This window comes from Nonomuraea sp. NPDC050783 (genome assembly GCF_040802095.1).
Taxonomy (GTDB): Bacteria; Actinomycetota; Actinomycetes; order Streptosporangiales; family Streptosporangiaceae; genus Nonomuraea.
This window is the reverse complement of the sequence record NZ_JBFAHK010000005.1, coordinates 15477-35695: the sequence shown is the minus strand read 5'-3', so window position 1 is coordinate 35695 and position 20219 is coordinate 15477. Positions and strand designations below refer to the sequence as shown.

Here is a 20219-nt window from a genome sequence, read left to right as displayed (position 1 = left end):
AGCGTTCCATGCCATGAGCATGGAGATGACGGCCTGGCACCAGCTGTACTCGATGAACAACCGGACGGAGCGCCGCCCCCTGTCACGGGCGACGCTCCGGCGCATCGGCGGCTTCGCCCGGCCGCACCGCCGAAAACTCGCCCTGTTCGTGCTGCTCAGCGTGGTGCTCGCGGGCCTGGCGGTGGCCTCGCCGCTGCTCGCGGGCCGGGTGGTGGACGCGATCTTCAACGCCGAGCCGCTGGGCGCCGTGGTCACGGTGGCGCTGGCGATCGCGGGCATCGCCGTCGTCGAGGCGGGGCTCGGGCTGCTCAACAGGTGGCTGTCGGCGAGCCTCGGCGAGGACCTGATCCTCGGCCTGCGCACCGCCGTCTTCGACCACGTGCAGCGCATGCCGATCGCCTTCTTCACCAGGACCCGCACCGGCGCGCTGGTCAGCCGGCTCAACAACGACGTGATCGGGGCGCAGCGGGCGTTCACCGACACGCTGTCCGGCGTGGTCGGCAACGTCGTGACGCTGGCCCTGACGCTCACCGCGATGATCGGCATCTCCTGGCAGGTCACCCTGCTCGCGCTGCTGCTCCTGCCCGTCTTCGTGCTCCCCGCCCGGCGCATGGGCACGCGCGTGGCCCGGCTGCGCCGCGAGGCGGCCGACCACAACGCGGCGATGGGCAACCAGATGACCGAGCGCTTCTCCGCGCCGGGCGCGACGCTGGTCAAGCTGTTCGGCCGCCCGGCCCGCGAGTCGGCCGAGTTCGCCGCCCGGGCCCGCCGGGTGCGCGACATCGGCGTGCGCTCGGCCATGACCCAGTCCGCCTTCGTCACCGCGCTGACCCTGGTCTCGGCCCTCGCCCTGGCCCTGGTCTACGGCCTCGGCGGCTTCTACGCCCTGCGCGAGCAGCTCCAGCCCGGCGCCGTCGTGTCGATGGCCATGCTCCTCACCCGCCTGTACGCCCCGCTCACCGCCCTCGCCTCGGCCCGCATGGACATCATGAGCGCGGTCGTCAGCTTCGAGCGCGTCTTCGAGGTGCTCGACCTCAAGCCGCTCATCCAGGAGCGCCCCGGCGCCCGCGCGGTCCCCGACGGGCCGGTCTCGGTCGAGTTCGACGACGTGCGCTTCGCCTACCCCTCGGCCGACAAGGTCTCGCTGGCCTCGCTGGAGGAGGTCGCCGTGCTCGACTCGCGCGGCGGCGAGGAGGTGCTGCACGGCATCTCGTTCCGGGCCGAGCCGGGCCGGATGGTGGCCCTGGTCGGCTCCTCCGGGGCGGGCAAGTCCACGATCGCCCAGCTCCTGCCCCGCCTGTACGACGTGGACTCGGGAGCGGTCCGCATCGGCGGCGTGGACGTGCGCGAGCTGTCCTTCGACTCCATCCGCGACACCCTCGGCCTGGTCACCCAGGACGGCCACCTCTTCCACGACACGATCCGGGCCAACCTGCTGCTGGCCCGCCCCGAGGCCACCGAGGACGAGCTGTGGGACGCCCTCACCCGGGCCCGCCTGGCCGACCTCATCGCCTCGCTGCCCGACGGCCTCGACACGGTGGTGGGCGAACGCGGCTACCGCCTGTCCGGCGGCGAGCGCCAGCGCCTCACGATCGCCCGCCTGCTGCTCGCCCAGCCCCGAGTGGTGATCCTGGACGAGGCCACGGCGGCGCTGGACGCCACCTCCGAGGCCGCCGTCCAGGCCGCGCTCGGCGAGGCGCTGGCCGGCCGGACCGCCGTGGTCATCGCGCACCGCCTGTCCACCATCCGCGCCGCCGACCTCATCCTGGTCGTCGAGGACGGCCGGATCGTCGAACGCGGCACCCACGCCGAGCTGCTGGCCGCCGGCGGCCGCTACGAGGAGTTGTACCGCACCCAGTTCGCCGACCCCGCCCCGTCCGAGGTGGCCGCCCCGGCGCCCGTCGCTCTGTAAGCCTTCCGCCGGTTCTCACCAAGTACGGGTGTAGATCGACGAAGGGAGCAAGGCCGGTGCGTCTCAAACGGGGGAAGCTCGCCACCGACCCCGTGGCGTTCGAAGCCTTCTACCGGCGGCACGTCGACGCTGTCACGAGGTTCCTGTCCCGCCGGGTGGACGACCCGCACACGGTCGCCGACCTGACGGCCGACGTGTTCCTCGCGGTGCTCGACTCGGCGCACACCTACCGCCCGGGCAGGGGCAGCGAGATCGCGTGGCTGTACGGCGTCGCGCGCAACACGCTGTCGTCCGAGCGGCGGCGGGCGCTGCGGGAGTCCCAGCTCACCCACCGGGTGAGCGGGCGGCGCCCGCTCGACGGCGACGACGTGTCCCGGCTGGAGGAGCGGATAGACGCGGAACGGCCCGCCAGGGCGGCCTTCGAGGCCATGACCGGCTTACCCGACGGGGAGCGCGCCGTCCTGGAGCTGGTGGTCCTGGAGCAGCTCACGCCGTCGGAGGCGGCGGCGGCACTGGGGATCCGCCCGGGGACCGCCATGGTCCGGCTGCACCGCGCCCGCAAAGCGCTGCGCCACCTGCCCTTCGTCATGGAAGGAATCCCACGATGAGATTCGAGGAGCAGTTGCTGATGGACCTCAAGACCGAGATGACCGCGCGCAACGAACGCAGCCGCCGCGTCGGCCGCCGCCTGCTCGCGGGGGCGGCGGTGGCCGGGCTGGCGGCCGCGGCGGCGGTGGCCGTGCCGCTGCTGACCGGACCCGGGCCGGCGTACGCCGTGAGCGAGAACCCCAACGGCACCATCACCGTGGAGCTCAAGGAGTTCAGGGACGCCGACAAGCTGGAGCAGGACCTCAAGGACCTGGGCGTGACCGCCGACGTCGCGTACCTCAAGCCCTACACCAAGTGCCGGGACGACCGGGGCGCGCTCGCCGGCGGCGGGTACGACACCCCGGAGGAGTGGCGCGCGTCCGTGCACTACAAGGTCGCCAGGCCGGCGGGGAAGAGCTTCGTCATCACCCCCCGTTACGTCGGTGAGGGCCAGACGCTGGTGCTGGAGTTCACCGAGAACCCGAAGGGGCCGTACACGTCGCAGCTCAACGCGATGGTGATCGAGGGCTCCGTCAAGCCGTGCGTCCCGGAGCACGACCCGACGCAGCTCGGCTGACCGGGCCCCCGCAGCCAGGGCGGCAGGGGCCACCGCGACCCTACGGCAGGTCGAACTCGCCCTTGCCCGCCCCGTCCAGGAAAGCGAGCCACTCGGCCCGGGTGAAGCTCAGCACGGGCCCCTGCCCGCCGTCCTTGCTGTCCCTGACGAGCACCCCGCCGTCCGCCCGCCGCATCACCTCGACACAGCTCCCGCCGTTGTCACCTGATGCTCTGGCCTTGGTCCACATGTCCGCGCGGAGACCTTTTCCGTCAGTCATAGCTCTCCATCACCTCGTGGATGACCTCGCGACTCCGGTTCACGGGATGCGCCATGCCGGACAGCGCCTCCCACCGCACCATAAGGGCTTGAACCGTCTTGGCACGAATGGTCACGCGGCCCTCCCCGGCGGACTCGACGTACGCGTGGTCGGGTCCGCCGTCGAGGAGCGTGGCTATCTCGAAGGCCCCGAGGCAACCCGTCGCGAGTCCCGCGGACAGGGGAAGGATCCTGACCGTGACGAACGGCGGGTTGATCACGTCGAGGAGCTTCTGAAGCTGCTCCCTCATCACCTCGCCGCCCCCTATGGGACGCCGCAGGACGCTCTCGTCGAGCAGCGCCGAGTACACGGGCGGCCGGGGCCGGCCGAAGATCTGCTGCCTGCGGAGGCGGAAGAAGAGAGCCGCCTCGACCTCCTCCTCGGTGATCCCCGGCTTGCCGCGAAAGACGTTCCGCGCGTAGCTCTCGGTCTGGAGGAGGCCGGGGACCAGCATCGGCTCGGACGTCCTGATGGTGTGCGCCAGCTTCTCGACCCGGGGCCACTCGCGGAACCACTTCGGCCCGATCCCGTGGATCTCCGGCAGGAGCTCCATGAGCTCGCCCTGGAGGCCCAGCGCCTTCTCCAGCTCCCTCGTGAGACTTTCCGACGGTTTACGCATGAGCCGTTCCACGTGCCCGACCGCGGCCTCGCTGTAGGGCACCCGGTCGGCCAGGCGCTCCTGGCTCAGGCCCTGCTCGGTCCGGTACCGGCGAAGGCGCTCTGCGTACTCCTTCCAAGCTCTGACACTGGGGTCCTGCCCGTTCCCGTCCATCCCGCACCCTCGTCACTCACCGGAGTCACTTACAAACGGTATGGAACCGTACGCCGGTGACCTGCGGCATTTCCATAGCCGGACGGTCATGCTCTTGTTGGCCTACCGCCGAGAGAAAGCCGTACGTCCATGGAACACACCTTCCTGGCGGGGGACGCGGACCCGCTGCTCCTCCCCGCGATGGCCCGCGAGACCGTCCTCCGCTGGGCCGGGAGGCGGGCGCACGACCTGGAGACGGTCACCAGCGAACTGGTCACCAACGCCGTGCGCCACGGCTTCGGGCCGCCGCCCGGGACCGGATACGTCCGCCTCAAGCTCACCGCCGACCCGCCCGGCCGCTACGAGCTGGTCGTCACCGACCCGGGCCGCTCGCCCGGCGAGCCCGTCATGGGCCTGCCCGACAACGACCCCTCCCCGGACCCCGACCCGGACCCCGGCGTCGAGCGGCTGCGCGGCCTCGTCCTGGTGGACCTGCTGACCCACGGCCTGTGGGGTCACTTCCGCAACACCCGCCACGAGCGCGTCGTCTGGGCCATCCTCCCGCCCGCCTGACCGCCCCCGCCCACGTCGCGTGCCCTCGGGGCCGGGCTGCTGGTCCTCGGCGAGCACGGCGACGCCATCGGCCACCTCGGCCGGGCGCTCGCCGACCTGGGCCGTGGCCGGGAGGCGCGGGAGGCGCTGGCTCTGCGCAGGGCCGAGGGGGATCCCGAGCTGGTCGCTCGTACCCGGGCGGCCCTGCGGCTCCTCGACGGTCGCTAGGCCGGGGGCTCGCCGTACAGGGCGGCGATCTCCTTCGAGCCGGACCAGCGGCTGTAGGTGGGGGACTGGGGCCAGCCCTCCGGGGAGTCCTGCCACTCCTCCTGGCGCCCGTACGGCAGCAGGTCGATCAGCGCGAAGGTGTGGCTGAGCTGCTCGGTGCCGCGGCCGTCGGTGTGCCAGGTGCGGTAGACGGTGTCGCCGTCGCGCAGGAACACGTTGACGGCGAAGCCGCCGCCGGGAGGCGCGCCGACGTCGGCGCCGAAGGGGCTGTTCGCGGTGGAGTACCAGGTCATCCTGTTGCCGACCCGGCGCTTGTAGGCCAGTGCCTCGTCGATCGGGCCCTGGGTGACGACGACGAACCGGGCGTCGTAGGCGTCCAGGAACTCCAGCCGGGTGAACTGCGAGGTGAACCCGGTGCAGCCCGGGCACTGCCACTCCTTGCCTGGGAACCACATGTGGTTGTAGACGATGAGCTGCCGCCGCCCCTCGAAGAGGTCGGCCAGCCGGACCGGCCCGTTCTCGCCTTCGAGGGTGTAGTCCGGCATCCGCACCATGGGCAGGCGGCGGCGCTGGGCGGCGATGGCGTCGAGCTCCCGGGTCGCGGCCTTCTCCCTGGCGCGCAGCTCGTCGAGCTCGCGCCGCCAGGTGTCGACGTCGACGACGGGCGGTAGTGCGTTCGTGCTCATGGTCCCTCCCTGATCAGGTGCCGTTGAGGAAGAGACCGGGCACGGCGCCGAAAGTCATCGGTGTCCGGACGGCTCCGGCGAAATCGGGGCCGGGGCGGGGGCGGGGGCGGGGGGCCGCTCGGCCGGGGCGCGGCGGGCACGCAGGGCGTAGAGCGCGACGGGGATCCCGGCCAGCACCACGATCGCCGCGATGACCAGCGTGAACTGGTAGGCGTCGAGGAAGGCGGGCAGCGCCGGCAGGCCGCTCGCGCCCTGCCGGGAGCTGAGGATCGCGCCCAGCACGGTGACGCCGAGCAGGCCGAAGACCTCGCGCGAGACGTTGAGCATGCCTGAGGCGACCCCGGCGCGGCCGGCGGGCATGCCGCCCAGGACGGCGGCGGTCAGCGGCACGAGCAGGCCGGCGCCGAGGCCGTACAGGATGAAGACGGGCCCCACGTCGGCGTAGGCCGCGCCCGCGCCGACGCCGGAGAGCCAGTAGATCGCGCCGCCCATGAGCGCCAGCCCGAGCGCCACGGTGGGACCGATGCCGAGCAGCCGGCTCACCCGCTGCGACAGCAGCGCCACCACGGCCGTGACCAGGGCCATCGGCACGAACGAGGCGCCCGCCTCGGTGGGGGAGAAGCCGAGCACGTTCTGCAGCCACAGGGCGCTGAAGAAGTAGATCCCGAACACCCCGAACGACCAGATGCCGCTGGTGAGCAGCCCGCCGGTGAACACCCGCGCCCGGAACAGCGACATCACCAGCATCGGCTCGGCGCTCCTGGACTCGATCACCACGAACGCCGCGGCGGCCACGGCGGCCACCCCGAACGCGGCCAGGATCTTCGGCGAGGTCCATCCGGCCCCGGCGCCCTCGATGAGCCCGTACGTCAGCGCGCCCAGCGCCAGCGCCGAGGCGGCCAGCCCCGGCAGGTCCAGGCTGTGCCGCCGGCCCCGGGCGGACGGCTTGACCGCCCACAGCGCGAGCCCGGCCGTCACCACCCCGATCGGCACGTTGAGCAGGTAGATCCAGCCCCAGTGCAGGTTCTCGCTGATGAAGCCGCCGGTCACCGGCCCGAGCGCCATGGACAGCGCCCCGGTCGCGCTCCACACGCCCACGGCCCGGCCGCGTTCGCCGGGGTCGGGGAAGATCTGCCCGATCAGCGCCAGCGCGGTGGGCGTGAGCAGGGCCGCGCCCACACCCTGTACGGCCCGCGCCGCGATCAGCAGGTCGCCGCTGGTGGCCAGCCCGGCGGCCAGCGAGGAGAGGGTGAAGACCGCGAGGCCGCCGAGGAAGATCCCGCGCGCGCCGAACACGTCCGCCAGCCGCCCGCCGGCCAGCATGAGCGCGGCGAAGACCAGGATGTACGAGCTGGTGATCCACTCCAGTCCGGAGATCGACAACCCCAGCTCCCGCTGGATGGTGGGCAACGCCACGTTGCCCACGTTGTTGTCCAGATAAGTCATGAAGGTGCCCAGAGTCACCGCTGCCAACGCCCACCATCGCATGGCGACGCCTTCCTATACGTTGTACTTGTACGTCGTACAGTTCAACTTGTACGACGTATAGTTGTCAACCGTGATGGGAAAACTGACCGCTCAGGCGATCGCGGAGCGCGCCCTGGAGATCGGCGACGCCGAAGGGCTCGACGCCGTGACGATCAGGCGCCTGGCCGGTGAGCTGGGCGTGACCCCGATGGCCCTGTACTGGCACTACAAGAACAAGGACCAGCTCCTGGCCGGCATGGCCGACCACCTGATCTCCGGCTTCGCGCCCGGCGCGGCCGACGAGCGCCCGTGGCAGGAGCAACTGCGCGACCTCATGGTGGGCCTCATCAGGGCCCTGCGCGGGCACCCGTGCGCCCGCAACGTCTTCGACCACGTCGACCAGGTGACGGTGCCGAGCTTCCTGGCCGTCTGGAACCAGGCGCTCGGCCTGGGCCGCAGCGCCGGGTTCAGCGTCGAGGAGAGCTGCCTGATCAGCAAATACCTGTTGCAGAGCGCCATCGCCATCGCCGACGCCCCCGCGCACCACCGGGAGGGCCAGGAGGTCGCCGAGCGGGTCAGGGTCAAGCGGCTCGGCCTCCAGACGCTGTCGGCCGACACCTACCCGTACATCGTGGAGATGGCCGGCCCGCTGGCCGGCGGCCTGGACCCCGAGCTCTACGACACCTTCGGCGTGGACCTCGTGCTGGCCGGCATCGAGGCGCTGGCCGCCCGCAGGCTAGAGTCCAGCCCGTGACCTTCGAGCTGATCTGCGAGATCGAACCGCCCACCACGCCCGATCTGAAGCACGTCAGGCACCAGATCGGCACCCTGGGCAAGATCGCCCACTCGTTCCTCATCCCCGACAACCACATCGGCCGCGCCACGGTCTCCAGCGTGGCCGTGGCGCACGAGGTCGAGGCGATGGGCGGGCGCGGCATCGCCTGCCTCAACTCGCGCGACCGCAACCTGCTCGGTTTCCGGCGCGACCTGCTGACGGCGGCGGCGTACGGGGTGGACCAGTTCCTGTTCGTCTATGGCGACAAGCCCACGAGCGGCAACCGCACCAGCGACCTCACGGTCCGCTCCATGATCGAGGAGGCGCGGGCGTTCTCGCCGGACCTGCGCCTCGGCGCGGCGGCCGGCCTGCGCGCGCTGCCGGCGTGGAAGCGCGCGGCCGACTTCCTGTTCCTCCAGGTCAGCTACTCGGTGGAGGCCCAGCTCCGGTGGCGCGAGGCCCATCCGGCGGACGTGCCGGTCTACGCCGGGGTGATGGTCCTGGCCAGCGAGCGGCACGCCCGCTCCCTGGCCGCCGCGATCCCCGACATCGACCTGCCCGACGACCTCGTCCGGCGGGTGGCGGCCGACCGCATGGCGGGCGTGGAGGTGGCCTGCGAGCAGGTGCTGGCGCTGCGCGAGTCGGGCGCGTTCGCCGGGGTGCACCTCGTGCCGGTCTCCCGCTACCGCGACGTCGAGTCCAGGCTCTCCGCCCTGCTCTGAGCGGCCGGGCGGGGCGAGCGGGCCAGGACGGCCAGCAGCGCGCCCGCCACGGCCACCGCGAACAGCAGCGCGTAGGCCCGCTGGAAGCCGTCCATGAGCTGTCCCACGGCGACCGGCGAGAGCGTGGACAGCGTTCCCGCGTACACCTGGGCGCGCAGCTCCGGCCCGACGGAGGCGGTCAGCACGCTGAGCGACAGGCCGACGCTGACGACGATCCCGACGTTCATGATCATGACGCGGAAGCCGTTCACCACGCCCAGGCTGCCGGCCGGCAGCGCCCGCATGACCTGCGTGGTGTTGCCGGTCAGGAACGTGCCACTGCCGCAGCCGGCCACGAACAGCCCGACCCCGACCACCCAGTACGGCGTGCCGGGATCGGCCGTCAGCGCCAGCGTCCCGAGCCCGAGCGCGCTCAGCACCGCCCCGCCGATCGACAGCGCGTACGGCGGCACCCGCCGCCCCAGCAGCCCCACCAGCGGCGAGGCCAGCCCGATCCCGACGGGCACCGGCAGCACGCTGAGCCCGGCCGCGAACGCGTCCAGCCCCCGCGCCGCCTGGAAGTACAGCGCCACCACGAGGATCAGCGCCGAGCGCGCCAGCGCGTTGCAGAACGAGGCCAGGTTCGCGCAGGCCAGCAGCCGCCCGCCGAACAGCCGCAGGTCCAGCACCGGGTTGGCGGCCCGCCGCTCGGCCAGCACGACGAGCGGCACCAGCACCGCGAACAGCCCCGCCCCGGCCAGGACGACCGGGCTCGTCGGGCCGCGCGAGCCCGCCTCCGACAGCGCCAGCAGCGCCGCCGACAGCGCCGCGAACAGCAGCACGTTGCCCAGTCCGTCCACCGGCACGCGCGGCCCCCTGGGCATCTTGCGCAGGATCACCGCGCCCCAGCCGAAGGCGGCCAGCCCGGCCGGGACGTTCACCCAGAAGATCCACTGCCAGCCCGCCGCCTCGGCGATGAGCCCGCCCAGGGTCGGCCCGGCGAGCTGCGCCACCGACAGCGTGCCGATGTAGACGCCCATGCCCTGGCTGAGCCGGTCGGGCGGGAACGCGTCGGTGATGATCACGGTGCCGTTGGCCAGGATCATCGCCGCGCCGACGGCCTGCACCACGCGCATCCCGACCAGGAACCACACGTCCGGCGACAGCCCCGCCAGCAGCGAGGCCACGGTGAACAGCGCGAACCCCGCTAAATAGACCTCCCGCCGGCCCAGCAGGTCGGCCACCCGGCCGAAGAACACCAGGGTCGCCGTGTTGACCAGCAGGAACGACAGCAGGATCCAGCTCGACTGCGTGGCGTCGGCGTGGAAGTGGCGCACGACGGCCGGCAGCGCCACGTTGAGCGTGCTGCCGGCGATGCCGATGAGCACCAGCCCCAGGCTGGTGACCGAGCACACCTTCCAGGCGTAGCGGAGGCGGCTGTCGTCAGGGGAGGTGACCGCGACCATGCCTCCCACTATGACGTACGACGTACGCCCGATTTGTACCAGGGCTACCTGGCGCGCTTCCTGAGGCCGTCGAGGTCGTGGATGACCACCCGCCGCCGCCCGGTCTCGATGAGCCCCCGGTCGCGCAGCGTGCGCAGCGCCTTGCTGACCGCCTCCCGGGACGCGCCGGTCCAGCCCGCCAGCTCGTCCTGCGACAGCGGCAGCGCCACCCGCACCCCGCTGCTGGTCTTCTCGCCGTACCGCTCGGCCAGCTCGATCAGGCGCGTGGCCACCCGGCCGGTCGTGTCGAAGGCGCCGTACTCGATGCGCTTGCGGTCGGAGTCGCGCAGCCGGCCGGTGACGAGCTTCATGAGCAGCACCGCGATGCGCCCGTGCGTCTCCAGGAACGCCGGGAAGTCACGCACCACGATGCCGGTGATCGGCTCCAGCGCGGTGACCGTGGCCGAGCGCGGCGAGCCGTCGATGGCCGACATGTCGCCCAGCAGCCCGCCGGGCCCCCGGACGGCCAGCACCACCTCGGTGCCGTTGCTGGTGTGGGAGGAGACCTTGACCCGGCCTTCGAGCAGCACGAGCACCCAGTCGCCGTAGTCGCCCTCGTTCATCACCGAGGTGCCGCGATCCCAGCGCCGGACGCGGCCGGCCGCGCGGAGGGCCTGCTCCTCCTCGCCGGTGAGCATGGACAGGAACTCGCCTGGCTCTGGCTCCATGCGCCGATTATGTCGGTACGAGCCCCGCCCTTCTACGTCAGATCTACGCCAGATCTACGCCAGATCGGTCAGAACGTACGCCGCGACGCGTTCTTCCTTGCCCTTCAGGCTCAGCTCCCCCAGCGGGCTCACCGACGCGCCCCTGCCCAGCTGCCGCAGCGTCGTCTCGCCGATGACCACCGTGCCTGGCTCGGCGACGCCCTCCAGCCGGGCGGCGACGTTCACGCAGTCGCCCATGGCGTTGAAGCCGCGCAGCTCGGGGCTGCCGATGTTGCCGACCAGGGCGGGACCGGTGTTGACCCCCACCCGGAACGTCGGCCACGGCACGTCGTCCACCCGCTTCCAGGCCATCTCCTCGGCCACCTCGGCCGCGGCCCGCTGCATCTCCAGCGCGGCCCGGCAGGCGGCCCGCGCGTGGCCGGCCTGCGCGGCCGGCGCGTTGAACAGGGCCAGCAGCGCGTCGCCGACGAACTGCACGATCGTGCCGCCGTTGTCGAGGATGCACGGCACGGCGGCGGTGTGGTAGCGGTTGAGCATCTCGACGATCTCGCCGGGCGTCACCTTCTCCGAGAACGTCGTGAAGCCCTTCAGGTCGGCGAAGAGCGCGGTCAGCTCGCGCAGCTCGCCGCCGAGCGCCGCCTGCGCGGGGTCGGCCAGCAGGGCGTGCGCCACGTCGGGCGACATGTACTGGTGGAACAGCGTGTGCAGCTCCTGGTAGAGGCGGGCGTTCTCCAGCGAGAGCGAGAGCTGGCCGGCGAGCGTGGCGGCCAGCGCCTCGTCCTGGCTCGTGCGGCCGATCGGCACCTCCAGCACGCCCGCCAGCCTGCCCTTGACGGTGAGCGGGAAGGCCAGCAGGTGGTCGCGGCGGATCGGCTCGTCGCCGGTGAAGGCGTACTCGCGCGAGCCGACCTGCGTGCGCCCGTCGGCCACCAGGGCGATCTTGACGTCCCCGTACGCCTGCCGCACCCGCTCCAGCGACGAGGCCAGCAGCTCGCCCTCGGGCAGGCCGACCCTGGTGCGGGCGCTGACGTCCACCAGCGCCGCCAGCCGGGCCGACAGCTCGCGCTCGGCGGCCAGGGCCTCGCCCGCCCGGTCCAGCACCGCGGCCTGGCCCTCGTTGAGCCGGAACTTGCCCGACAGCCGGGTGGCGGCCAGCGGCTCGCCCCGCCGTACGTGCTCGACCAGCTCCTCCAGCGCCCGGTCGTAGTCCTGCCTGATGCGCCGCACGGTCGCCGAGAGCGTCACCGAGTCGAACAGGCCCGCGCTCGACCCCTCGCGCCGGAACTGCAGGTAGGAGCTGTAGGCCACGAAGACGAAGGCCAGCGTCAGCAGCAGGTGCCACTCCCACCACGACAGGTGCCAGTTGAGCTGCGACATCCCGGCGACCATGGCCTCGGCCAGCAGCGCGTACGCGGTGATGAGGCTGATCAGCATGGCCGACGGCCGCCGCCGGTGGACGAGGAACATCATCACGCTGCCCGCCGCGTACAGGAGCAGGCCGGGGATCGAGCCCCAGGCGAGCCAGGGGACCGGCGTCTCGGCGGGCGGCTCGCTGAGCGGCGTCAGCCCCGGCGTCAGCGAGACCGCGCCCCACACCAGCATGAAGCCGAGCAGCGCCGCGCGGACGAAGTGCTGCGAGCCCAGCACCCGCCCGGCGGCCCGCTCGCCGAGCGGCAGCGCGGAGGCGCAGGCGAAGGCCGCCGCGACCGACAGCCCGACCTGCTGGCCGACGTCGAAGCCGAGCGAGCCGGTCTTCAGGATGAACCCCGGCGTGGCCAGGCCGTGCATGAAGAAGAAGCCGGCACTGCTGAGGAAGACCATGGACACGAGGAACAGCCGGGCGTCACCGCGGCGGCGCGAGGCCTCGCTGATCATCAGGCCGAGCGCGACGTTGACCCCGGCGACCGCGAGGATCAGCCAGAAGTGGCTCGGGTTGTGCTGCCAGGGGATGTTGACGGTGTCGTTGGCCAGCAGCAGCCAGAGGCCCAGCATCGGCAGGACCAGGTGGATCGCCCACACCACCCCGCGGACGGGCTGGGTGGCCGGGGGAAGGTAGGGGGCGGGATCGGCGCTCGGCACAAAGCCGATTATCCACGCGGAGGCGTCGGCTCCAATGCGTCGTTTTACTCACCCCGGTCGGCGACAATCGGTCAATTCCGTCAGTAACCCTCTGTTTCGTGATGAATGCGTTATGTAGTTTCTGCCATCTTTTGGAGCGTTTGAAACGTGTATCTCACGCACCACTCCAGCATCATCCGTATCCGGAAGGAACAGCCGTGGCCCTCAAGGTCCGTGGTGGGCGCATGCTCACCCTCGCCACCGCCGGAGCGCTCGCCGCCTCGCTCCTCACCGTCGGTGGCGTCGCCACCGCCTCGTCGGCGGCCGGTCAGGTGACCGCCTGCGTGAACAAGAAGACGCGTTACGCCCGCATCGTGAACCCGGCCACGAAGTGCCGCGTCACCGAGATCCGCATCCTGATCGGCGGCGGCAGCGGCGAGGCGACCACGAACTCCGTCACCGTCGGCCCCAAGGGCGACACCGGGCCGCAGGGCCCGAAGGGCGACACCGGCGCGCAGGGCCCGCAGGGCCGCCCCGGCAGGCAGGGCCCCGTCGGCCCGCAGGGCCCCAAGGGCGACACCGGCCCCCAGGGCCCGCAGGGCACGAAGGGCGAGGACGGCAAGAACGGCGAGCAGGGCCCGAAGGGGGAACAGGGTCCCAAGGGCGAGCAGGGCCCGAAGGGCGAGCAGGGTCCCAAGGGTGAGCAGGGTCCCAAGGGCGAGCAGGGTCCGAAGGGCGACACCGGCCCGCGCGGCCCCGAGGGACCCGAGGGCCCCAAGGGCGACCGTGGCCCGCAGGGCCCCAAGGGCGACGACGGCAAGGACGGCAAGGACGGCTCCACCTACACGACCTACACCAAGACCGTCTCGCTGAACGGCATCGGCTCCGCGACCGCCTCCTGCCAGGGCGGCGTCGTCACCGGCGGCGGCTTCAGCTTCGGCAGCCTGAAGAACGCGGTCGTCACGGCCAGCGCGCCGAGCGGCGGCACGGGCTGGACGGTCAGCGTCGCCAAGGACGACAACGGCGCGGGCAACAACGTCGCGGCCGAGGGCAACGAGCGCATCGGCCAGGGGGGCAACAACGGCACCTCGGTCAGCGGCACCGTCTACGCGATCTGCCTGAAGAAGGCGTGACGGCGACAACCCCGTAGGAACGCCGACAACCCCGTAGGAACGCCGAAAGGGCCGGCACGAGCGCGTCGTGCCGGCCCTTCGACGTGAGCGGTACCCCCAAGGACGTCCGACCTGGGGACGTCAGCCGAACAGCGCGGGCAGCGCCGCCCGGTGCGTCTCCCGCAGCTCCTCGACCGGCACCTCGAACGCGCCCTCGACCACCAGCGACTCCCCGCCGGTGACCCCGAGCCCGTAACACGGCACGTCGTTCCGCCCGCACAGCGAGGCCAGCTCCTCGTACGCCTCCGGCCGCACCACGACCAGCGCCCGCGCCGCCGACTCGCTGAACAGGTCCACGAACGGGTCGCCGGCCAGCTCCACGCGCGCGCCCACGCCCCGCGCCAGGCACGACTCGGCCAGCGCGATCGCCAGCCCGCCGTCGGACAGGTCGTGCGAGCCCGCCAGCAGCCCGCGCCCGGCCGCCTCCACCAGCACGGTGGCCAGCGCCTGCTCGGCCTCCAGGTCCGCCTGCGGCGGCAGCCCGCCCAGGTGGTGGTGGACGACGTGCGCCCACTCCGACCCGCCGAACTCCTCGCGCGTGTCGCCGAGCAGCACCACCCGCAGCCCGTCGGCCACGAACCCGGTCGGCACCCGCCTGGCGACGTCCTCGATCACGCCGAGCACGCCCACGACCGGCGTCGGGTTGATGGCCGTCGAGCCGGTCTGGTTGTAGAAGGAGACGTTGCCGCCGGTCACCGGCACGCCGAGGGCGCGGCAGGCGTCGGCCAGGCCGCGGGTGGCCTCGGCGAACTGCCACATGACCTCAGGGTCCTCGGGGGAGCCGAAGTTGAGGCAGTTGGTGACGGCCAGCGGCCTGGCGCCGGTCACGGCCACGTTCCGGTACGCCTCGGCCAGCGCGAGCTGCGCCCCGGCGTACGGGTCGAGCTTGGCGTAGCGGCCGTTGCCGTCGGTGGCCAGGGCGATGCCCCGGGTCGTCGGCTCCGCCCCGGCGATGGCCTCGTCGATGCGCAGCATGCCCGCGTCGGCCGGCTGCGCCAGCACGGTGTTGGAGCGGACGTAGCGGTCGTACTGGTCGGTCACCCACTCCTTGGAGGCCAGGTTGGGCGAGCCGAGCAGCTTCAGCAGCGTCCCGCGCAGGTCGGCGGGCCGCTCCAGGTGGTCGGGGACGTCGGCGTTGAGCGCGTTCTGCCCGGCCGGCTCGTGGTAGGGGCGCTCGTAGACCGGCCCGTCGTCGGCGGCCGTGCCCGGCGGGATGTCCACGATGACCTCGCCGTCCCACGTCATGACGAGGCGGCCGGTGTCGGTGACCTCGCCGATGACGGCGGCCGGGACGTCCCACTTGGCGCAGATCGCCATGAACGCCGGGATGTCGTCGGGCCGGACCACGGCCATCATCCGCTCCTGCGACTCGCTCATGAGGATCTCCTCGGGGCGGAGCGAGGGGTCGCGGAGCGGCACCAGGTTGAGGTCGACGGTCATGCCGCCGGTGCCCTTGGCGGCCAACTCGGTCGTGGCGCAGGAGACGCCGGCCGCGCCGAGGTCCTGGATGCCGACCACCACGTCGGCCGCGTACAGCTCCAGGCAGCACTCGATGAGCAGCTTCTCCATGAACGGGTCGCCCACCTGCACGGCCGGCCGCTTGGCCTGCGACTCGTCCTCGAAGGTGGCGCTGGCCAGCACGCTCGCCCCGCCGATGCCGTCGGGGCCGGTGGACGCGCCGAACAGCACGACCTTGTTGCCCGGGCCCGGCGCGGTGGCCAGCTTGATCTGGTCCTTGCGCAGCAGGCCCACGCACAGGGCGTTGACCAGGGGGTTGCCGATGTAGCAGGGGTCGAAGACGACCTCGCCGCCGATGTTGGGCAGGCCCAGGCAGTTGCCGTAGCTGCTGATGCCCTCGACCACGCCGGGCAGCACGCGGCGGGTGTCCACGGCGTCGGCGGCGCCGAAGCGCAGGGAGTCCATCACGGCGATCGGGCGGGCGCCCATCGACATGATGTCGCGGACGATGCCGCCGACGCCGGTGGCCGCGCCCTGGTGGGGCTCGACGTACGACGGGTGGTTGTGCGACTCGATCTTGAACGTGGCCGCCCAGCCGTCGCCGATGTCCACCACGCCCGCGTTCTCGCCCATGCCGACCAGCAGCGCCTCGGACTTGGGCGCCTTGGTGGCGAACTGCCGCAGGTGCACCTTCGACGACTTGTAGGAGCAGTGCTCCGACCACATGACGCTGTAGATGGCCAGCTCGGAGCCGGTGGGACGGCGGCCCAGGATCTCCTTGACCCGGTCGTACTCGTCCTGCTTCATGCCCAGCTCGGCGAAGGGCATGGGCTCGTCGGGCGTCTCGGCCGCCCGCTGCACGGTGTCGGTCATGCGTTCACCAGGGACTTGAGGATGGAGGTGAAGAAGCCGAGGCCGTCGGTGCTCGGGGCGCCGACCAGCTCCTCGACCGCGTGCTCGGGGTGCGGCATGAGGCCGACGACGTTGCCGGCGGCGTTGCTGATGCCGGCGATGTCGTTGAGCGAGCCGTTGGGGTTGCCGACGTAGCGCACGACCACCTGGCCGCCCGCCTCCAGCTCGGCCACGGTCTCGGCGGAGGCGACGTAGCGGCCCTCGCCGTGCTTGATCGGCAGGGTGATCTCCTGGCCCCGCTCGAAGGCGTTCGTCCAGGAGGTCGAGGTGCGCTCGACGCGCAGCCGCTGGTCGCGGCAGACGTAGTGGAGCGAGGCGTTGCGGGTCAGCGCGCCGGGCAGCAGGTGCGCCTCGCACAGGATCTGGAAGCCGTTGCAGGTGCCGATCACCGGCAGCCCCGCCCTGGCGGCCGGGATCAGCTCGTCCATCAGCGGGGCGAACCGCGAGATGGCGCCGCAGCGCAGGTAGTCGCCGTAGGAGAAGCCGCCGGGCAGGAACACGGCGTCCACTCCCTTCAGGTCGTGGTCGGCGTGCCACAGCGGGACCGCCTCCGCGCCCACGAGGCGCACGGCTCTGGCGGCGTCCTGGTCGTCGAGAGTTCCTGGAAACGTGACTACGCCCACACGGGCAGCGCTCATGACAGTCGTCCCCTCCGAGGAATGCGCGCGCACGCGCCACCGTCTCTTCGGGGTCGGACGGTGGTCTGCGGCGGTGTCTTCAGACTATCGGGTGCGCTCAGATGCCCGGTATCACGGTCAGACGGCGGCGAGCTCGCGGGGGCGGGCGCCGGCCTCGTCGTCCCAGTCGAGCGATTTGCGCAGGTGAACGGTGGTGCCACGGCCCGGCGTGACGCCGAAGGAGATCTCGTCCACGACGGAGCGCATGATGAGCAGCCCGCGGCCGTTCTCGGTGTCGGCAGGGGGGAAACCGTGCGGCATCGACGGCACTCCGGTGCCGCTGTCGGCCACCCGCACGTCGCACTGGCCGTAGCCGATGGCCGCCGTCACTTCGTAGCGGTTGGCGGGGCCGCCGTGCCGGACCGCGTTGGAGCACGCCTCGGAGACGGCGAGCAGCATGTCGGCGATGCAGGTCTCGCTCACGTTGAGCGACCTCATGGCATCGCCGAGCACTCTCCTGACCATCGGTATGCCGATCGCATCCCTGGGCAGTGCCAACGAGAACTCAATATCCACCGGACTCCTCCGGGCGCAGCAATCTCACCTGGAGTAGATTTCCCTGTGAAAACGGGGCTAACCGCAAAATCACGTTGTTGTTATTCAGTGTTGGCACGCCCGTGGCATTGTGGCACGCCGGAACCCGGCTTTAACCGGCCACGGGTAATTCAGGACGCCAAATCTCCCTACTGCTCCTCAACCCGGACCGCGTAGTCCTCGATCACGGTGTTGGCCAGCAGCGTCTCGGCCATCTTGCGGACCTCCTCCAGGGCCGCCCCGTCGGCGGGGCCGTCGAGCTCGATCTCGAACCGCTTGCCCTGGCGGACGGCGGAGACGCCGGAGAAGCCGAGCCGGGGCAGCGCCCGCGCGATCGCCTGGCCCTGCGGGTCGAGGATCTCGGGCTTCAGCATGACGTCCACGATGACGCGCGCCACTGACTTCCTCCTGCGTGCGGTGGGGATGGGAAAGCCAGCCTACCGGGGGTGTGTGGCTGAGGGCACAACGGGAACGGGGAGGAGATGGGGCTTGCGCGAAGGGCTGTGACGTCTGCCACGATGTCCCCAAAAGCGTACGAACCACCACCACATGGTTCACCGCCGAGAAGGCTGGCCTAAGGTGGCAACCCCACCGAGACCAGCCCCGACCGCACAGGAGCGGCACGTGACACTCGACGCCTCTCACGGTGCTCAGACGGAAGCACCCCCGGAGCTCGTCCAGCTGCTCACCCCCGAGGGCGAGCGGGTCGAGCACCCTGACTACGACGTCGATCTGACCCCGGAGGAGGTCCGGTCGCTCTACCGCGACCTGGTGCTCGTCCGGCGCATCGACCTGGAGGCCGTGGCCCTGCAACGCCAGGGCGAGCTCGGCATCTGGGCCTCGCTGCTCGGCCAGGAGGCGGCCCAGATCGGCTCGGGCCGCGCGCTGACCGACGCCGACATGGCCTTCCCCACCTACCGCGAGCACGGCGTGGCCTGGTGCCGCGACGTCGACCCGGTGAAGCTGCTCGGCCTGTTCCGCGGCGTCAATCACGGCGGATGGGACCCCAAGGAGCACAACTTCCACCTCTACACGATCGTCATCGGCAGCCAAACCCTGCACGCCGTCGGCTACGCGATGGGCATCCAGCGCGACGACGCCAGCGCCGCCACGATCGTCTACTTCGGCGACGGCGCCACCTCCCAGGGCGACGTGAACGAGTCGTTCATCTGGGCCAGCGTCGCCAACGCGCCGATCGTGTTCTTCTGCCAGAACAACCAGTGGGCCATCTCCGAGCCCCTGGAGAAGCAGACCCGCATCCCCCTCTACCGCCGCGCCTCCGGCTTCGGCTTCCCCGGCATCCGGGTGGACGGCAACGACGTGTTCGCCTGCCTGGCGGTCACCCGCAAGGCGCTGGAGGCCGCGCGCACCGGGCAGGGGCCGACGCTCATCGAGGCGTACACGTACCGGATGGGCGCGCACACCACGACCGACGACCCGACGCGCTACCGCGTGGCCAGCGAGCTGGAGGCGTGGAAGCTGAAGGACCCCATCGAGCGGGTGAAGTCCTACCTGTTCAAGAACGAGCTGGCCGACCAGGCGTTCTTCGACTCGGTCGACAAGGAGGCCGACCAGCTCGGCGCCGACCTGCGCCGGCGCTGCCTGGCCATGCCCGACCCGCGCCCGCTCGACATCTTCGACCACGTCTACCGCGAGCCCCACGCCCTGGTCGACCAGGAGCGCGCCCAGTTCGCCGCCTACCTGGAGGGGTTCGAGAAGTGACCATCCTGAGCTTGTCGAAGGCCCTGAACGAGGGCATGCGCAAGGCGATGGAGGACGACCCCAAGGTCCTCATCATGGGCGAGGACGTCGGCAAGCTGGGCGGCGTCTTCCGCGTCACCGACGGCCTGCAGAAGGACTTCGGCGAGGACCGCGTCATCGACACGCCGCTCGCCGAGTCGGGCATCATCGGCACCGCCATCGGGCTGGCGCTGCGCGGCTACCGGCCGGTGTGCGAGATCCAGTTCGACGGCTTCGTCTTCCCGGCCGCCGACCAGATCATCACCCAGCTCGCCAAGATGCCCATGCGCTCGCTCGGGGCGATCAAGCTGCCGGTCGTCGTCCGCATCCCCTGCGGCGGCGGCATCGGCGCGGTCGAGCACCACAGCGAGTCGCCGGAGGCGTACTTCACGCACACCGCCGGGCTGCGCGTGGTCGCCTGCTCCAACCCGGCGGACGCCTACACCATGATCCAGCAGGCCATCCGCAGCGACGACCCGGTGCTGTTCTTCGAGCCCAAGCGCCGCTACTGGGAGAAGGCCGACATCGACACCTCCGCCACCGACTGGTGGCCGCCGCTGCACGCGGCCAGGGTGGTGCGCCCGGGGTCCGACGTCACGCTGCTGGCGTACGGGCCGATGGTGAAGACCTGCCTGGAGGCCGCGGCGGCGGCCGAGGACGACGGCCGCTCGCTGGAGGTCGTGGACCTGCGCTCGCTCAACCCGCTGGACGAGCCCGTGGTCATGGAGTCGGCGCGCCGCACCGGCCGGGTCGTGGTCGTCCACGAGGCGCCGGTCTACGGCGGCTTCGGCGCCGAGCTGGCCGCCCGCATCACCGAGCAGTGCTTCTACCACCTGGAGGCCCCCGTGCTGCGGGTGGGCGGCTTCTCCACGCCCTACCCCCCGTCCAAGCTGGAGGAGCACTACCTGCCCGACCTGGACCGGGTGCTCGACGCCGTCGACCGGACCTTCGGGTACTGAG

20 protein-coding genes are annotated in these 20219 nt (G+C 71.8%); 9 read left to right on the top strand and 11 right to left on the bottom strand.

What is annotated here, in order from left to right; all coding sequences use genetic code 11:
• Positions 1 to 13: 13 nt before the first annotated feature.
• From AB0H75_RS14755 to AB0H75_RS14745, 3 genes are read left to right on the top strand one after another with little or no spacing between them, the layout of a single operon-like run.
• On the top strand, positions 14 to 1912 hold the full coding sequence (locus tag AB0H75_RS14755) for an ABC transporter ATP-binding protein (protein WP_367796111.1): 1899 nt from the start codon (positions 14 to 16) through the stop codon (positions 1910 to 1912).
• Between the two features lie 56 nt (positions 1913 to 1968).
• Positions 1969 to 2520 carry an RNA polymerase sigma factor gene (locus AB0H75_RS14750; protein WP_367796108.1) on the top strand — a complete coding sequence of 184 codons (552 nt, stop codon included), beginning with the start codon at positions 1969 to 1971 and terminating at the stop codon, positions 2518 to 2520.
• A complete protein-coding gene (locus AB0H75_RS14745; protein WP_367796105.1) occupies positions 2517 to 3077 on the top strand; it encodes a hypothetical protein in 561 nt (186 codons plus the stop codon). Before AB0H75_RS14750 ends, AB0H75_RS14745 begins: the two co-directional genes overlap by 4 nt.
• A gap of 40 nt (positions 3078 to 3117) precedes the next feature.
• Here AB0H75_RS14745 and AB0H75_RS14740 read toward each other — a convergent pair whose 3' ends face one another.
• Both AB0H75_RS14740 and AB0H75_RS14735 read right to left on the bottom strand, forming a co-directional pair.
• Positions 3118 to 3336: a DUF397 domain-containing protein gene (locus AB0H75_RS14740; protein ID WP_367796103.1), complete on the bottom strand. Its 219-nt coding sequence runs from the start codon at positions 3334 to 3336 to the stop codon at positions 3118 to 3120.
• Positions 3329 to 4147: a Scr1 family TA system antitoxin-like transcriptional regulator gene (locus tag AB0H75_RS14735; protein ID WP_367796101.1), complete on the bottom strand. Its 819-nt coding sequence runs from the start codon at positions 4145 to 4147 to the stop codon at positions 3329 to 3331. Before AB0H75_RS14735 ends, AB0H75_RS14740 begins: the two co-directional genes overlap by 8 nt.
• 129 nt (positions 4148 to 4276) lie before the next feature.
• On the opposite strand from AB0H75_RS14735, the gene AB0H75_RS14730 reads away from it, so the two are divergent.
• Complete coding sequence (locus AB0H75_RS14730) at positions 4277 to 4699, top strand: ATP-binding protein (protein WP_367796099.1); 423 nt, start codon at positions 4277 to 4279, stop codon at positions 4697 to 4699.
• 203 nt (positions 4700 to 4902) lie between these two features.
• Here the strand turns inward: AB0H75_RS14730 and AB0H75_RS14725 are convergent, their stop codons facing one another.
• Complete coding sequence (locus tag AB0H75_RS14725; RefSeq protein ID WP_367796097.1) at positions 4903 to 5592, bottom strand: DUF899 domain-containing protein; 690 nt, start codon at positions 5590 to 5592, stop codon at positions 4903 to 4905.
• Between the two features lie 54 nt (positions 5593 to 5646).
• The gene (locus tag AB0H75_RS14720; protein ID WP_367796095.1) at positions 5647 to 7080 is read right to left on the bottom strand and encodes an MFS transporter; all 1434 of its coding nucleotides are present in this window, start codon (positions 7078 to 7080) and stop codon (positions 5647 to 5649) included.
• 73 nt (positions 7081 to 7153) lie between these two features.
• Here AB0H75_RS14720 and AB0H75_RS14715 point away from each other — a divergent pair, with 73 nt between their 5' ends.
• Complete coding sequence (locus AB0H75_RS14715) at positions 7154 to 7813, top strand: TetR/AcrR family transcriptional regulator (RefSeq protein WP_367797115.1); 660 nt, start codon at positions 7154 to 7156, stop codon at positions 7811 to 7813.
• Positions 7810 to 8556 carry a methylenetetrahydrofolate reductase gene (locus AB0H75_RS14710; RefSeq protein ID WP_367796093.1) on the top strand — a complete coding sequence of 249 codons (747 nt, stop codon included), beginning with the start codon at positions 7810 to 7812 and terminating at the stop codon, positions 8554 to 8556. Before AB0H75_RS14715 ends, AB0H75_RS14710 begins: the two co-directional genes overlap by 4 nt.
• On the opposite strand, the gene AB0H75_RS14705 is transcribed toward AB0H75_RS14710, so the two are convergent.
• From AB0H75_RS14705 to AB0H75_RS14695, 3 genes are read right to left on the bottom strand one after another with little or no spacing between them, the layout of a single operon-like run.
• Positions 8517 to 10001 carry an MFS transporter gene (locus AB0H75_RS14705; protein ID WP_367796091.1) on the bottom strand — a complete coding sequence of 495 codons (1485 nt, stop codon included), beginning with the start codon at positions 9999 to 10001 and terminating at the stop codon, positions 8517 to 8519. The two genes, AB0H75_RS14710 and AB0H75_RS14705, sit on opposite strands and share 40 nt — an antisense overlap.
• Positions 10002 to 10045: 44 nt before the next feature.
• Positions 10046 to 10708 carry a Crp/Fnr family transcriptional regulator gene (locus AB0H75_RS14700; RefSeq protein WP_367796089.1) on the bottom strand — a complete coding sequence of 221 codons (663 nt, stop codon included), beginning with the start codon at positions 10706 to 10708 and terminating at the stop codon, positions 10046 to 10048.
• A gap of 54 nt (positions 10709 to 10762) precedes the next feature.
• Positions 10763 to 12787, bottom strand: a complete 2025-nt coding sequence (locus AB0H75_RS14695; protein ID WP_367796087.1) for an adenylate/guanylate cyclase domain-containing protein — start codon at positions 12785 to 12787, stop codon at positions 10763 to 10765.
• Between the two features lie 197 nt (positions 12788 to 12984).
• Here AB0H75_RS14695 and AB0H75_RS14690 point away from each other — a divergent pair, with 197 nt between their 5' ends.
• Entirely contained in the window at positions 12985 to 13899 is a 915-nt protein-coding gene (locus AB0H75_RS14690; RefSeq protein ID WP_367796084.1) for a hypothetical protein, read from the top strand.
• Between the two features lie 120 nt (positions 13900 to 14019).
• Here the strand turns inward: AB0H75_RS14690 and purL are convergent, their stop codons facing one another.
• The 4 genes from purL to purS all read right to left on the bottom strand — a co-directional run bounded on the left by purL (position 14020) and on the right by purS (position 17917).
• Positions 14020 to 16269, bottom strand: a complete 2250-nt coding sequence (gene purL / locus AB0H75_RS14685; protein WP_367796081.1) for a phosphoribosylformylglycinamidine synthase subunit PurL — start codon at positions 16267 to 16269, stop codon at positions 14020 to 14022.
• Positions 16266 to 16946 (bottom strand): phosphoribosylformylglycinamidine synthase subunit PurQ, encoded by a 681-nt coding sequence (gene purQ, locus AB0H75_RS14680; RefSeq protein ID WP_367796078.1) that lies wholly within the window; start codon positions 16944 to 16946, stop codon positions 16266 to 16268. Before purQ ends, purL begins: the two co-directional genes overlap by 4 nt.
• Before the next feature lie 117 nt (positions 16947 to 17063).
• Positions 17064 to 17501, bottom strand: coding sequence for an ATP-binding protein (locus AB0H75_RS14675; protein ID WP_367796076.1), 438 nt, complete (start codon positions 17499 to 17501; stop codon positions 17064 to 17066).
• Between the two features lie 167 nt (positions 17502 to 17668).
• The gene (purS, locus tag AB0H75_RS14670) at positions 17669 to 17917 is read right to left on the bottom strand and encodes a phosphoribosylformylglycinamidine synthase subunit PurS (protein ID WP_367796074.1); all 249 of its coding nucleotides are present in this window, start codon (positions 17915 to 17917) and stop codon (positions 17669 to 17671) included.
• A 226-nt stretch (positions 17918 to 18143) separates the two neighbouring features.
• On the opposite strand from purS, the gene pdhA reads away from it, so the two are divergent.
• Both pdhA and AB0H75_RS14660 read left to right on the top strand, forming a co-directional pair.
• The gene (gene pdhA / locus AB0H75_RS14665; RefSeq protein ID WP_367796072.1) at positions 18144 to 19241 is read left to right on the top strand and encodes a pyruvate dehydrogenase (acetyl-transferring) E1 component subunit alpha; all 1098 of its coding nucleotides are present in this window, start codon (positions 18144 to 18146) and stop codon (positions 19239 to 19241) included.
• The gene (locus tag AB0H75_RS14660) at positions 19238 to 20218 is read left to right on the top strand and encodes an alpha-ketoacid dehydrogenase subunit beta (protein WP_367796070.1); all 981 of its coding nucleotides are present in this window, start codon (positions 19238 to 19240) and stop codon (positions 20216 to 20218) included. Before pdhA ends, AB0H75_RS14660 begins: the two co-directional genes overlap by 4 nt.
• The last annotated feature ends 1 nt before the right edge of the window (position 20219 follow it).

Coding starts and splice junctions, on each gene's coding strand:
- AB0H75_RS14740 (WP_367796103.1), bottom strand. CDS start 3,336: ATGACTGACGGAAAAGGTCTCCGCGCGGACATGTGGACCAAGGCCAGA.
- AB0H75_RS14735 (WP_367796101.1), bottom strand. CDS start 4,147: ATGGACGGGAACGGGCAGGACCCCAGTGTCAGAGCTTGGAAGGAGTAC.
- AB0H75_RS14705 (WP_367796091.1), bottom strand. CDS start 10,001: ATGGTCGCGGTCACCTCCCCTGACGACAGCCGCCTCCGCTACGCCTGG.
- AB0H75_RS14725 (WP_367796097.1), bottom strand. CDS start 5,592: ATGAGCACGAACGCACTACCGCCCGTCGTCGACGTCGACACCTGGCGG.
- purQ (WP_367796078.1), bottom strand. CDS start 16,946: ATGAGCGCTGCCCGTGTGGGCGTAGTCACGTTTCCAGGAACTCTCGAC.
- AB0H75_RS14755 (WP_367796111.1), top strand. CDS start 14: ATGAGCATGGAGATGACGGCCTGGCACCAGCTGTACTCGATGAACAAC.
- AB0H75_RS14700 (WP_367796089.1), bottom strand. CDS start 10,708: ATGGAGCCAGAGCCAGGCGAGTTCCTGTCCATGCTCACCGGCGAGGAG.
- AB0H75_RS14745 (WP_367796105.1), top strand. CDS start 2,517: ATGAGATTCGAGGAGCAGTTGCTGATGGACCTCAAGACCGAGATGACC.
- AB0H75_RS14730 (WP_367796099.1), top strand. CDS start 4,277: ATGGAACACACCTTCCTGGCGGGGGACGCGGACCCGCTGCTCCTCCCC.
- purL (WP_367796081.1), bottom strand. CDS start 16,269: ATGACCGACACCGTGCAGCGGGCGGCCGAGACGCCCGACGAGCCCATG.
- AB0H75_RS14720 (WP_367796095.1), bottom strand. CDS start 7,080: ATGCGATGGTGGGCGTTGGCAGCGGTGACTCTGGGCACCTTCATGACT.
- AB0H75_RS14715 (WP_367797115.1), top strand. CDS start 7,154: ATGGGAAAACTGACCGCTCAGGCGATCGCGGAGCGCGCCCTGGAGATC.